We start from the raw sequence: 13,053 nt of genomic DNA, 5'->3' as shown, positions 1-13,053 counted from the left end.
CTGTGGAAGAGCATTCCAGCCACGTGCAGGCCATGTTCGTGGCTGGATTTCCCTTCGGTCACTTTTCTCCCCAAATCCTTTTCCGAAATCCAGCACCTTATGCGGCAGCGATGCCGGGGTTACCTCGGGAGCCGGTCTGCTCGCAAGGGCACCGGCGGCTTATCACGGGCCGTTTCCCTGGCAAACTTTCTCCGCATTCAACGACCCAGATACCACCATGAAATTCAACTTCCTCAAACAGCGCCCACGTGCCGACACGCTTAACCTCGCGGGTGGCGAGGCGTTCACCGAAACGCCCAAGCTCGAGCTGGCCTCCCTCATGCTCACGTCCATGCTCAAGGACGAGTTCTACCGCAGCGCTGATGCCACGGCAAACCGGCTGCGCGAACTCATCGCTGCGCAGAACGACAAAGTCTTTGTGGCCAAGGCGGCGCTCTATGCCCGCAAGCAGGCTGGCATGCGCAGTGTGAGCCACCTCACGGCGGCCGAGCTGGCGAAAAGCGTGAAGGGCCAGTCGTGGACGGCGCGGTTTTATGACCGCGTGGTTCACCGCCCAGACGACGCCATCGAGATCCTCGCCTGCTATCAGGGCGCGCATGGCAAAACGATTCCGAACTCGCTCAAAAAAGGGCTGGGCCGCGCGCTATCGCGCTTCGACGAGTATCAGCTCGCGAAATACCGCAAGGACCGCGCCGAGCTCTCGCTGGTGGATGTGGTGAACCTCGTTCACCCACCTGCCACGGAGGCGCTGGGAAAGCTTGTCAAAGGCACGCTGACCGCCGCTGAGACATGGGAAACCAAGCTCACTCAGGCCGGTGCTGCGGCGCGGAACGACGACGATCTCGCTTCGCTCAAACGCGAGGCATGGTCGGAACTCATCCGCACGCGGAAGCTGGGCTACTTTGCCCTGCTGCGAAACCTGCGCAATGTGCTCGAAGCTGCTCCAGAAGCCGTGAATGAGGCGCTGGCGATGCTGCGCGATGAAAAACTCATCCGCAAATCGCTCGTGCTGCCATTCCGTTTCCAGACAGCGCTCGAAGCTGTGCAGGCCAGCAACCTGCCCCGTGCCGCCGATGCCCTGGCTGCCCTCAGCGATGCCGTGGACATCTCGCTCGCGAACGTGCCATCCTTCCGTGGCCGCACGCTCGTCGTGCTGGATGGCTCCGCATCCATGATCGGCCGTCCGCTGCAAATCGGCTCGCTCTTTGCCGCGACGCTGCTCAAGGCCAATGATGCGGATGTCATGCTTTTCAGCAATGACGCCAAATACGTCACGCTAAACAAGCGCGACAGCACGCTCTCGCTGGCCGCATGGCTGCAAGGCCAGGCGCAGTCCGCCGGCACCAACTTTCACTCCATCTTCCAGTGCGCAGACCGGGCGTATGACCGTGTCATCATCCTCTCTGACATGCAGGGCTGGGTGGGACACCACACGCCTGTGGACACGTTCCGCCGCTGGAAGGAGCGCCACCGCTGCGATCCAAAAGTGTTCAGCTTTGACCTGAACGGTTACGGGTCTCTGCAGTTTCCAGAGCGCCAGGTTTGCTGCCTGGCGGGCTTCAGTGACAAAACACTGGAGACTCTGAAGCTGCTGGACTCCGACCCAGGCGCGCTGATCCGCACGATCGAAGCCGTGGAGCTTTAAGAAAGTGTGCGCCCCACACTCGTGCGCCGTCCTTCACAGGGCGGCGCACTTTTCATTTTCACTCATCACTCTCTAGAAAGGAATATCACCCCTGAAAACCGACCCTGTATCCGAGCGCGTCCGTCATGCGCTCACCCGTCTCGAAAAAGAAAAGAACGTCCGTGTGCTGTATGCCTGCGAAAGCGGCAGCCGCGCCTGGGGTTTCGAATCTCAGGACAGCGACTACGACGTCCGCTTTCTGTACGTGCACCGTCGTGAATGGTACATGTCCATCGAGCTGGGGCGCGATGTGATCGAGCAGCCCCTGAGCGATGAACTCGATGTGAGCGGCTGGGAGCTGCGCAAGGCGCTTCGCCTTCTGCGCAAAAGCAATCCGCCGCTCCTCGAATGGATGAAGTCGCCGACGGTCTATCATCACGACCCGGTCTTTACCCACGAGTTCGGAGAGCTGACGGAGATGTTTTATTCTCCGCGGCGCTGCTTTGCGCACTACCTGCACATGGCCTACGGCAACTGGAAGGATTATTTGGAGGGACGCGATCAGGTCAGCCTGAAAAAGTATCTCTATGTCTTCCGTCCGCTGCTGGCCTGCCGCTGGATCGAGCGTTCGCTTGGCCAGGTGCCCATGCTCTTTCAGGAGCTGGTGGATGCCGTGCTGGAGGAACGCGAGGTCCGCCTTGCGCTTGAAGCTCTCGTGGCCCGCAAGCGTGCAGGCAAAGAGCTCGGCAAGTCCGCGCCTGATGCCGTGCTCTCGCGCTTCATCACCACGGAGCTGCAGAGGCTCAAGGCGCTGGGCGATCCCGAGGACAGCCTTGGCGATCTCGATGAACTCGACATCTTCTTCAGGCGTTACGCGCTGAAGAACTAGCAGGGCACGCATGCCTGCACCCGCAGCCTGGAGGGAGCGTTCCTCCTTCCAGGCTGCCATTTTCACTTCAAGAACGAACACCGCTGCCGGGAAGTACGTGCCGGGATGTCATGCACACCATCCAACTCCATCCCGCATCCCATGAGCGAACTCCTCAGCAAATCCACCGTCCTCGTGCTCAACCGCAACTGGCAGGCCATCGGCGTGAAAACGCCGCTGGAGGCCTTTGGCATGATCGCCACCGGCGCTGCGACAGCTCTCGACATCGAAACAGACGGAAACATCCGTCCGGTGACATGGAAGGAGTGGCTCACCCTTCCCGTGCGTGAAGGGGACAACTCCATCGGCACCGTGAACGGTCTGGTGCGCGTGCCCTCCGTGCTGGTGCTGGCCCGCTATGACAAGGTGCCGAAAAAACGGCCCAAGTTTGGCGTGCGCGGCATCTGGGAGCGCGATGGCGGCCTGTGCCAGTACACCGGTCGCAAGCTGCGCCCGCACGAGGGGAACATCGACCACATCGTGCCGCTCTCCCGTGGCGGACCCACGTCCTGGGAGAACTGCGTGCTGGCGGACAAGCGGGTGAACAGCCGTAAAGGCAACAAGCTGCCTGAAGAAGCCGGCCTGAAGCTGCTGCGACAACCAGCCGTGCCGCGCGAACTGCCCGTCACGAACCTGATTCGCAACACGCACCAGGTGCGCGACTGGGAGATGTTTCTGGGCAAATAACCACTGCCGCCGGGGTGCCCCACCCCGGCGGCTTTTTGCCTATAGGGGCGGAGAAACCGCGCAGGGAGGCAATCTTGGCACTTGGCAAATGGTCAAGACTCGCCAGCATAGCGGTCCAACATCAAGGAACGAACACCGCGAGTGTGAGTTCCTTCGTGCCGAAATTCCAAATCAGGAGCTGTGCATGAATGAAACGTTGACCAAAACGACCGTACTGGTGCTGAATCGGCACTGGCAGGCCATCGACTCTAAAACGCCCATGGAGTCCTTCAGCATGATGGCAGCAACTCGAAGTGCGGGAAGGGGACAACAGCATCGGCACCGTTCAAGGGCCGGTGCGTGTGCCTTCCGTGCTGGTGCTGGCCCGCTTTGACAAAGTGCCCAAACGTCGCCCCAAATTTTGCGCCAAGGCCATCTGGGAGCGCGACGGTGGCATGTGTCAGTACACGGGTCGCAAACTGCGCCCGCATGAGGGGAACATCGATCACATCGTTCCTGTCTCTCGAGGAGGCCTCAGCAACTGGGAAAACTGCGTGCTGGCGGACCGCAAGGTCAACAGCCGCAAGGGTAACAAGCTGCCGGAAGAAGCCGGCCTGAAACTTCTGCGACGCCCGGCGATTCCACGTGAGATCCCCGTGACGCATCTCATCAAAAACCACCACCGCGTGCGCGACTGGGAGATGTTTCTCTCAGGTGCGACAGGAGTGTTTGAGGTATAAACTAAAAGAGGGACCCTCAGGTCCCTCTTCTGTTACCAGATGGCTCAGGAGAGCTTGGCGCCCACCTTCTTCAGTATGGCTTCAAGCATGCGGCCATACTTGATGTAGCTGTCGTACTGCTCCTTGGCCTTCTGCTCAGGGGAAAGGTCATCCGCTGCACCTGCGCCGTGGAAGACGACGGCCACGTGTGGCTCGATGCTGATGTAGCCGTTGTAGCCGGTTTCCACCAGATCCTTCATGATGCGCTCGGTCTGGCCTTCGCCTTCGCCGGGGAAGGTGTAAACGGCATCGTTTTTCGTCTTGTCCCAGATGCCGTCCTTCACGTGCACATGAGCCATGAAGGGCTTCACAGCCTGGTACATCTCCCAGGCATCCTGCTTGTGGCCGGGCTTGTCGCGGTCGTCGATGAAGACGGGATTACCGGTGTCAAAGACCCACTTCATGCCGGGGACGGCCTCGGCCATGCGCTTCACATACGTGGGGCTCATGCCGCCCCAGTTCATGCAGTTTTCATGGAGCACGGTGATGCCGGCGTCGGCAAAGCGTTTGTTAATCTCCGTCATGCGGCGGATGCGCTCGGGGGCAAACTGCTCCTCCACATCCTTGCCGCCTTCGTCTTTGCACACGGCATAGCTCATGACGCGGATCATCTTGGCGCCGAGGCGCTGCATGCGCGGAATGGCGCGGCCGATTTCCGCCTCGGTGATGCTGAAGTCATCGGTGATCTTCTTGGCCCAGTTACCGATCAGAGAGCCGAAGCCGCTGACCTTCATGTTCTTCTCGGCCAGACGGGCCACGACCTTGTCAAAGGTGGCCTCAGGGATCTCATGCAGGTTTCCCTTCACGCCGTCGAGTTCCACGATGCGGGATTCGATGCTGTCCCAGCCAAGTTCCTGGTGGGCCTGGATTTGCACATCCAAAGATGCGCCTGCTTCGTCTGCGATGCCGGTAAGTTTGATCATGGTCTGGGGGAGGGGATACGGGTGGGCAAGATTGATGGATGCTGGGCGCTGGAGCGCAAGGTTTGGCTTTGACAAAACGCAGCCCCTCAGGCCAGCAAACCGGCGGCGTTTTGCCACAGCACCGCGGCCGATTGCGCCGCATCCAGCGCGGACTCCTGGATCTTCAGCCGGGCGGACTCCCAGTAGAAAACGGGGGCGAACGAGCCGAAGACGACGCGCTCCACCGGCCACGTCTTGAGCAGATTTTCCACGCCGCCCACGCCTTCGATCATGGCGAAATCCACCCAGACATTCGGGCACTCCTGCAGGTGACGCATCAGCATGGTGGCGTTGGTGTTGAGGAGCATGAGGCGAGCCTCTTTCATCTCCTGCATGATGGCGGGGAGAGGTTTCAAATCGACCGGTGCCACCTGCACCCGTGGGTTTTGGGTGCGGATGTCCTCCATCTGGACGACGAGCTGCACCAGGAGGCGGTGCTTCACGGCCAGGGCGAGCAGTTCGCGAAAGGCGGGCGTATTCAGATCGTAGCCGTGGTAGTTTGGGTGAAGCCGGATGACGCGCATGCCGTGGACCAGGGCGCAGCGTTTGACGTCGTCCTGCCAGTCCGGCAGCGAGAGGTTGATGGTGCCGCAGGGGCGCAGGAGGTGGCTCTGGCAGGCCTGGGCAAGCTCGCGGTTCACATTGGCCACATCACGGCGCAGCAGCCCCTCGAAGGCTCCGGCCCAGGCTTCCGTGACACCGCGTTTGCCCAGGCTCATCGGGGCCGTGAATTCGCCGAACTGGCGAAAAGGATATGAGCCAAGATAAACGTGGCAGTCGGTGAGCTTTGGCTTGTCTTCTGCCTGCAAGGTGGAGGCCGCGAGAGCGGCGCTGGAGCTCAGAAGGAAAGTCCGGCGGTTCATGCGGGCAGTGTGAACGGTTCGGCCGCATAGAAAAGCATTTCCTCCCGCCTTGCGCTATTTTGCCGGATGCGTAGCCTTGAAGAACAACCCGATGAACTGGTACTACAACAATGCTGGCGCCGCCGAAGGTCCCATGGATGACCAGGCCATGACCGAGCTGGCGCGTGCCAACAAGCTGGCTTCGGACTCCCTCGTCTGGCATGCCGGGCTGGAGGCATGGCAATCGGTCGCGGTGCTGTCGCCTGCCTGGTGGGCGGCGGCCTTGCCCACTCCCGCTGGCAGGCCGGTGCCGGAGACCAAGGCAGCAGGCAAAGCAAAGGCGACCAGTGCGGGCACGCGTCGTTTGTCTGGGCCGAATGCTCCGACGACGGAAGCCGCTGAACCGAAAGAAAGCGGCGGGTTCTTCAAGAGACTCTTCGGCTTTGGGAAAAAGAAAAAAGACTGAACCTCACGCCTTGATACCTTTGGCCTTCAGGATCGGCAGCATCAGGCCGCGCAGGTTGTCGCAGAAGATCTTCTGTTTGTCGGCATCGCTGATCTCCGCGCCATGCACCTTGGCCAGCTGGCTGGCAAAGCTGCGGCCCCCGCAGTCACTGCCGTAGATCACGCGCCCGACGCCAAGCTCGCGCACCGCCATTTCCGTGAAGCCGGCCGTGGGATCTGAGCCGGCGAGATCCGCATAGAGATTGGTTTGGGCGCGAATGGCCCGGATGCCCAGCTCCCAGGTGCCGCCGGTATGGCCGCAGATGATGGGCACCTCAGGAAAGCGCTTCGCCAGCGCCACGAGATCGTCAGGCGTTGATTCGCCGACGTAGTTGCCATTGGTCTTGAACCAGGTGTGCTGGAAAATCACCGCTTTCAATTCGGCCGCACGGCGGATGATGGCATCGATGTCGGACACGCTGCACTTTTCCGCCACCCAGAGCTTCACGCCCACCATCGGGCCATTGGCCACGCAGCGCTCCAGTTCGGCCAGACTTTCCTCAGGATGCTTGGCGCTGACATAAACAAAACCAAAGGCCCGGTCTGGAAACTTGGCGATCGCGCGCAGCACCTCGCTGTTTTGCTGCACCAGATCAGCCGGGGAGGGATCCTGGGACCACTTGAGGCCCATGTAAACGCACAGGCGCTCAATGCCCATGCGGTCGGCATAGACGAGCAGGGCCTTGAGGCGTTCCTCCGGCGTGAGGCCGGGAACGCCGGACATGTGACAATGCAGATCCCAAATGCGCATGTGGAGGATTGAAGCGGAAGCAGCGCACCCCGGCAATGTTTTCTTTGCGGGGCAGCAGAGGCGCTTCATTTTGCACCCATGTCCAACCACAAGCCCACCGATGTCCGCGTCACCGCCGCAGAAGTTTATTTCCTCCCCGTGACGATGCGCGTGCCGCTGAAGTTCGGCCCCGAAACCGTGACCAGCGCCGTCTGTCTGCGTGTGCACGTGACGGTGGAGGACCGGAGCGGTCAATCCGCCCAGGGCTGGGGCGAGACACCGCTCAGTGTCTCTTGGGTCTGGCCCAGCAGTCTGAGCGTGGCGGTGCGGGCGCAGCGCATGCAGGATTTTTCCACGCTGCTGGCCAAGCGCCTCGTGGAAAGCGGCTTCACCGGCCACCCGATGGAAATCGGCGCGGACTTCATGCATGGCCCGCTGGCGGCGACGCTGAAGGAGGCGAATGCAGCGGCAGGCGGAGATCCCATGCCTTACCTCGGCTCGCTCGTGGCCTTCAGCGCCTTCGACATCGCCGTTCATGACGCCTATGGCGTGCTGCACAATCGCGACATCTACTCCACCTACAACGCGGAATTCATGAACCGCGATCTCTCCGCCTTCATCACGCCGGAAGAGGGCAGCGGCATTGATTTCAAAGGACGCTATCCGCAGGACTACCTGGTGATGGATGCGCCAAAGCAACTCCCCGTGTGGCACCTTGTCGGCGGTGTGGATGCTCTCGAAGCCTCCGATTTGAACGGCACCGAACCCAAGGACGAACACCCCCTGCTGCTGGCGGACTGGATCCAGCGCGACGGCCTGAAATGCCTCAAGGTCAAGCTGCGCGGCACCGATGCAGCGTGGGATTATGAGCGCATGCAGCGCATTGGCCGTATCGGCTTTGCCAATGGCGTGAAGTGGCTCAGCGCGGACTTCAACTGCACTGTCAAAGAACCCGGCTACGTGAACGACATCCTCGACAAGCTGCTGCGCGACGAGCCGGAAATCTACGCACGCACCCTCTATGTGGAGCAGCCCTTCCCATATGATCTGGAAGCGCATCAGATCGACGTGCGCAGCGTGTCGGCGCGCAAACCGCTCTTCCTGGATGAAAGCGCGCACGACTGGGAATTCGTGCGCCTGGGCCGCCGCCTTGGCTGGTCTGGTGTCGCTTTGAAGACCTGCAAAACACAAACCGGCGCGCTCCTCAGCCTCTGCTGGGCCAAAGCCCACGGCATGCCCCTCATGGTGCAGGATCTTACCAATCCCATGCTCGCCATGGTCCCGCATGTCCGCCTCGCAGCCCATGCAGGCACCATTCAGGGCGTGGAGTGTAATGCCATGCAATTCTATCCTGATGCTTCACTGCCTGAGCAGGAAATCCACCCCGGCCTGTTCCAGCGCCGCAATGGCATCGTGGACCTGAGCACCCTGCGCGGCCCCGGCTTTGGCTATCGTGCGGACGAGGTGAAGCGTATGCTTACTGCAGTTCCTCAATCGTGAGCGTGTAGCGGTGCGGGCTGTCGCCGTTGCCGAGAATGATCTTGTTTTCGCCGGTCTTCAGCGGGCTGGTGATGCAGCCGGCATCGACGGAGACATGCTCGCCATTGACCCAGGAGCCAAGTTTGCTGCCGCGGTCGCGCAGAACGAAATGGCCGTGCTCGAAGTCGATCTCGCAATGATTGCGTGAGAGCTGATACGGATGCGGTTCCTCAATGGAGAGATCGTTCCGCGCGAGGGATGACACCGCGGTGTCAAAATACGTGCGACCGATGCGGAAGGGCAGCTTGGTGATGGTCTTTTCCACGCGCGGATGGTCCAGGCCGGTCTCTTCGTAGTGCGAGCGAATCTTCACGCGGAAGACGGGCTCCTTGGCAGGCTTGGGCTTGGTCACCAGTGGCACGGTGGCGTTGGTGGTCGTGGTTAGGAGCAGGTCGGTTTTGCGGATACGTTCAAAAAGCGTGGCCAGGTAAACGTGCAGGCGGTCAGGTCTTTGAATGATCTGCTGCTCGAACTCCTCCTCAACGATGGTTTCGAGCGTGGTGTTCTCAATGGCCGTGGCCGTGGCGGAGCGCGGACGGTCCATGATCATGCCCATCTCACCGAATATTTCTCCGGGGCCGATCTGTGCGAGGGACTGCACACCGTGGGAGGTGTTGATGGAGATCTCGACCAAGCCGCTGACGATGAAGTAAGCCTCTTTCGACTTGTCGCCTTCACGGAAAATGACCTGTCCACGTTGAAAATGCTCGGTTGCCATGGGCCTGAGAATATGGGGTGGCCCGCCAGGGGTCAAGCCTTAGGTCGGCCCGTTTAGAGCCGTCGCAGCACCACATTGCGAACGCGTGACTGCGAGAGATAACTGGCAAATCCAAACGGGGTGCATTTCTCGATTTCGCCGTCCCGCATGCCAAGTTTGTGGCCCTTGGTGCTGGTGTTCACGAAGAGCTTGCCATTGATCCAGGCTTTCAGTTCGTCGTCGCGCACTTCGATGCGCACCTGGTGCCAGCGCTTGTTTTCAAAATAGCCATTGCCGCGGGTGTTGTTCTCGCTGGCATCCATCTCGTCGATGCTGGAAATGCCCACGAGGGTGCCACCCCAGCCGCCTACCACAAGGGAGACATGGGACTCATTCACAGGAAAGGTCACAGTGCCGAAGAAGTCGTTCCCCTCCACGCGCATGGCCTCATATTCGATGCTGTAGCGCATCCTGGGCATTTCAGCGGCTTTCCATTTCTCCGCATCAAACCGTACACCGGTCATCGGCTGGCCGGGTTGGAGTGTAATCTCGCCGCCCTGAATCAAGACCTTGCCTGCCTCAGGGATCTCCGCGGCTTTCCAGGCCGGGGTAAACTCGTCCGAAAGCAGCTTCCATTCGCCGCGCCGGGGAGGGCCGCACTGCGTGAGCATAAAAAAGAGGCAGAGCCATGCGGCCCTGCCTCCTAGATGCTTGTTGGCGCGCTTCATCAGCCTTTCACATCGTAGCAGGAGATGAACTCCTGATCACGGAGGTAGAGCTTGCCGTTGCTGATGACGGGGTGCGTCCAGATCTTGCCCTTGGGATTGCGCTGAGAGGAGGTTGCTTCAAGTTTGAAGCTGCTGACTTCCTTCCAGCCCTTCTTGGAGACTTCCACCAAGGCCACCGTGCCGTCATTTTCACTGAGGCAGTAGAGCATGCCGTCCGCACTTGTCACAGCGCCTTTGCCGATGCCCTTGTCCTGCCAGACGATTTCGCCGGTTTTGAAATCCTGGCAGGTCCAGCCGCCCTTGTCGGAGTGGCCGTACAACAGGCCATCGATGAGAATGACGCCGCCATGGTGGTTGACCATGTTGGTATTGGAATAGACTTCAGTGACGTTGTTACCGTCGATTTTCACCGATTTGCAGCCGACACCGTAACCGGCGGCCACATAGACCTGGCCATCGCTATAGATGGGGGTCGGGATGACGGCGGTTTTGCCCGGGAATTCGGTCTTCCAAAGTACTTTGCCCTTCTTGGAGACGCCCAGGATGCTGTTCATGAGCAGCTGCACGTACTCGCGTTCACCTCCCTGGGTGATCGGAATGACAGAGGAGTACTGCGCGTTCTCAGTCACATCGGTGGTCTGCCATTCGACCTTGCCCGTCTTGGCGTCCAGAGCAGCAACAGCTCCCTGCGAGCCCCCTGGCGTAACGATGACGAGATCGCCGTCCACAAGAGGAGATTCTGTGTAACCCCAGCCCTGAATTTTGCCGCCGAGATCCTTGGTCATGCTCTTCGTCCATACGACTTTTCCAGTCGCAGCGTCAGCACAGAGGATTTCGCCCGTGCCGTTCGTGGCATACACCATGCCGTTGGCCACAGTGGGGGTGGCGCGCGGACCATCGCCCCAGCCGTTTTTGAGAATGGGTCCCACAGGTGCGTCCCAGAGCTTCTTGCCCGTGGCGGCGTCGATGCAGACAAGCTTTTCCTCGGCATCGAAGAGGCCCATGGTGTAGAGTTTGCCACCCACCACTGCGAAGCCGGAGTAGCCGAGACCGGCTTCCTGACTCACCCAATCACGCTTGGGCCCGGCGGCGGGCCACTTTTTGAGCAAGCCGGTTTCCTTCGAGACATCATCACGGCCCGGACCACGCCATTGCGGCCAGTCGCCGGGGGCCGCGCCACCGGATCCGCCGGCCAGAAGTGCCTGATCAGCCTTGCTGAGTGAGGTGACAGCCAGGGTGAGCAGGGTGCCGTTTTCACGCTTCAAGGTGACTTTGCCACCTGCCACGCTGACCAGTTCAGCTTTGATCTCGTGGGTGCCGGAGGCATCCTTCCAGATGCGGATTTCAGCACTGGCCGCGAGGGTCAGGCAAAGTGAAAGCAGGGCAGTGGATAAAGTCTTCATAATTGGGATGGGAACAAGTGGAGTGAACTAAACGGGCGAGTGGGGGCTGCTTTTAGCACAGTCTGCCTATTTTCGACGAGAGAGTTTTTCAGCCGCCCATGTCCTTGAGCAGAGAGTCGGCTGCAGCGCGCGCAGGCTGATCATTGAAACGAGCGTCTTTCAGCACTTCGCGCAGCAGGGAGCGCGCGGAGCCCGCATTTTCACTGCGGCGGAGCAAATCAGCACGGTACAGCCTCAGACGCAACAGTTCGGCGGCATCTTTGGTCGTGGATTCGGCGTGTTCGAGCAGGTCGAGGGCCTGGGGGAGCTTGGACTGGAGGGCTGCAAGCAAGGCGGTGAGTTCCAGGAGGCGCGGTCTCTGGCGTTTCTCCGCGAAATCCGTGAGGGCTGCCTTGATGTGTCCGTCCGGCTCACCTGCCAGACGCAGGAGCATGCCTTGGTAAAGCGCGTAGTCACGGTCAGAGCCTTCGCCAAGCTTGGTGCCGATGCCTTTCCCAAATGGTCGATACAAGGGATCTCCAAGAACGATGTTCATCCAAGACAGGGCAGGGGTGGCATTCCACGCGGCTTCGCCAATGGTGAAGCCTTCAAGGAGGCGTCTGTTGAAAATGTCGAAGTGCAGTGTGAGGGCGAGGTAGGGCTCATGCACATTTCCAAAAGTGACCGCGGCTCCATGAGACAGCAAAGGTCCGGCCCAGGCTTTGTCCGGGGAGCGAATGCTGCTGGCGCTGAACGAATGGAGGTGGCAGGCGATCGCACCCGGTTTGAAGCGGAATGTGGGTGAAGCCAGCGCACCTGAGATGTGGTCCGTGTACCAGCCGAAATAGAGAATCGTGTCCGGCAGGGGCCATGCGGGCGGCAGCAATTCTGCGGAGCGGTCCAAGAACACCGGAATGCCTGCTTTACGGAAAGACTCCGCGCTGCTCCTGAGCCAGTCTTCGCCATCCTGATACACTCCTGACTTTTGCGCGAGATCGATCACTGCACGGCCGAGCAGACCGGTGTCCTCCGCAACGATCGCATCGTCAACCATGCGCCTCACCATGGCGTCATCGGGGCCGTCCAGCCTGCCCACGATCAGCAATCCGGACGTGTTTTGAGCATGGGGAAAGCGGGACGGCTGGTCAAAGTAGGGATTGCGCAGGCCGCCTTGGATCGGCGGGCTGGTGAGGCCGAGCGCGGTGAGTTCGGAGTCAACGCTGGCTTCATCCTCCTGCGACTGCTTTGGTTTTTGCGCCGCCCGGCGGATTTGAAAAGGAACTCCACGCATGAGCACCAGAACGCGGACTTTGTTGAGCGGGGCCATGGTGGAGGGGCTGCCGCCGCCCGCCCTGGCTTTGTTTTGGAGCGGCGAATCTGCGGACCACCAATGTCTGGACTCAAACAGCTGCAGCAGCGGGCCGCGCAGCTGGGCTTCAAATTCACCACGGGACATGGAGTCCTCCTTCGAGCAGCGCAGTCCGATGAGGTGATCCTTTGGAATATGGCGCCTGGCAGCGTAGTAAGCGGCGAGCTCCGGGGAGCCGGGAAAATCGGGGTTGAAAACGACCACCGTTTCAGATGCGGCGTCCCATTCTGGCAGGTGCTGAGCCTGGAGGAGGGGCGTGAGCGCCAGAAGTGCAATGCAGCAATGACGGAGAAATGAAGTCAT

At 60.5% G+C, this 13,053-nt stretch carries 13 protein-coding genes; 6 read left to right on the top strand and 7 right to left on the bottom strand.

All coding sequences use genetic code 11. The features are described 5' to 3' along the window. The first annotated feature begins 217 nt into the window (after window positions 1-217). The 4 genes from ACILSO_RS00720 to ACILSO_RS00705 all read left to right on the top strand — a co-directional run bounded on the left by ACILSO_RS00720 (window position 218) and on the right by ACILSO_RS00705 (window position 3,958). A complete protein-coding gene (locus ACILSO_RS00720; RefSeq protein WP_395735443.1) occupies window positions 218-1,645 on the top strand; it encodes a TROVE domain-containing protein in 1,428 nt (475 codons plus the stop codon). An 82-nt stretch (window positions 1,646-1,727) separates the two neighbouring features. Continuing rightward, window positions 1,728-2,513 carry a nucleotidyltransferase domain-containing protein gene (locus tag ACILSO_RS00715; RefSeq protein WP_395735711.1) on the top strand — a complete coding sequence of 262 codons (786 nt, stop codon included), beginning with the start codon at window positions 1,728-1,730 and terminating at the stop codon, window positions 2,511-2,513. Between the two features lie 141 nt (window positions 2,514-2,654). Further along, a complete protein-coding gene (locus ACILSO_RS00710) occupies window positions 2,655-3,239 on the top strand; it encodes an HNH endonuclease (protein ID WP_395735442.1) in 585 nt (194 codons plus the stop codon). Window positions 3,240-3,532: 293 nt separating this feature from the next. Next, a complete protein-coding gene (locus ACILSO_RS00705) occupies window positions 3,533-3,958 on the top strand; it encodes an HNH endonuclease (protein ID WP_395735441.1) in 426 nt (141 codons plus the stop codon). Between the two features lie 44 nt (window positions 3,959-4,002). On the opposite strand, the gene ACILSO_RS00700 is transcribed toward ACILSO_RS00705, so the two are convergent. Both ACILSO_RS00700 and ACILSO_RS00695 read right to left on the bottom strand, forming a co-directional pair. Then, complete coding sequence (locus ACILSO_RS00700; protein ID WP_395735440.1) at window positions 4,003-4,920, bottom strand: sugar phosphate isomerase/epimerase family protein; 918 nt, start codon at window positions 4,918-4,920, stop codon at window positions 4,003-4,005. An 86-nt stretch (window positions 4,921-5,006) separates the two neighbouring features. Beyond that, window positions 5,007-5,822: an amidohydrolase family protein gene (locus ACILSO_RS00695; protein ID WP_395735439.1), complete on the bottom strand. Its 816-nt coding sequence runs from the start codon at window positions 5,820-5,822 to the stop codon at window positions 5,007-5,009. A gap of 49 nt (window positions 5,823-5,871) precedes the next feature. Between ACILSO_RS00695 and ACILSO_RS00690 the strand changes: the two genes are divergently transcribed. Then, entirely contained in the window at window positions 5,872-6,267 is a 396-nt protein-coding gene (locus tag ACILSO_RS00690) for a DUF4339 domain-containing protein (RefSeq protein ID WP_395735438.1), read from the top strand. Window positions 6,268-6,270: 3 nt separating this feature from the next. Here ACILSO_RS00690 and ACILSO_RS00685 read toward each other — a convergent pair whose 3' ends face one another. Continuing rightward, the gene (locus tag ACILSO_RS00685; protein ID WP_395735437.1) at window positions 6,271-7,056 is read right to left on the bottom strand and encodes an amidohydrolase family protein; all 786 of its coding nucleotides are present in this window, start codon (window positions 7,054-7,056) and stop codon (window positions 6,271-6,273) included. A 78-nt stretch (window positions 7,057-7,134) separates the two neighbouring features. Here ACILSO_RS00685 and ACILSO_RS00680 point away from each other — a divergent pair, with 78 nt between their 5' ends. Then, window positions 7,135-8,535 (top strand): enolase C-terminal domain-like protein, encoded by a 1,401-nt coding sequence (locus ACILSO_RS00680; RefSeq protein WP_395735436.1) that lies wholly within the window; start codon window positions 7,135-7,137, stop codon window positions 8,533-8,535. Here ACILSO_RS00680 and ACILSO_RS00675 read toward each other — a convergent pair. The 4 genes from ACILSO_RS00675 to ACILSO_RS00660 all read right to left on the bottom strand — a co-directional run bounded on the left by ACILSO_RS00675 (window position 8,513) and on the right by ACILSO_RS00660 (window position 13,053). Beyond that, complete coding sequence (locus ACILSO_RS00675) at window positions 8,513-9,292, bottom strand: cyclic nucleotide-binding domain-containing protein (RefSeq protein WP_395735435.1); 780 nt, start codon at window positions 9,290-9,292, stop codon at window positions 8,513-8,515. The genes ACILSO_RS00680 and ACILSO_RS00675 overlap by 23 nt on opposite strands. A 53-nt stretch (window positions 9,293-9,345) precedes the next feature. After that, complete coding sequence (locus ACILSO_RS00670; protein ID WP_395735434.1) at window positions 9,346-9,999, bottom strand: family 16 glycoside hydrolase; 654 nt, start codon at window positions 9,997-9,999, stop codon at window positions 9,346-9,348. Further along, window positions 9,999-11,402 (bottom strand): PQQ-binding-like beta-propeller repeat protein, encoded by a 1,404-nt coding sequence (locus tag ACILSO_RS00665; protein ID WP_395735433.1) that lies wholly within the window; start codon window positions 11,400-11,402, stop codon window positions 9,999-10,001. The genes ACILSO_RS00670 and ACILSO_RS00665 overlap by 1 nt, the downstream gene beginning before the upstream one ends. An 88-nt stretch (window positions 11,403-11,490) precedes the next feature. Next, window positions 11,491-13,053, bottom strand: coding sequence for a TIGR03790 family protein (locus tag ACILSO_RS00660; RefSeq protein ID WP_395735432.1), 1,563 nt, complete (start codon window positions 13,051-13,053; stop codon window positions 11,491-11,493).

It is taken from the genome of Prosthecobacter sp., assembly GCF_044226605.1.
GTDB lineage: Bacteria > Verrucomicrobiota > Verrucomicrobiia > Verrucomicrobiales > Verrucomicrobiaceae > Prosthecobacter.
The sequence above is the reverse complement of the archived record's forward strand: the minus strand, read 5'-3'. Positions and strand labels throughout refer to the sequence as shown.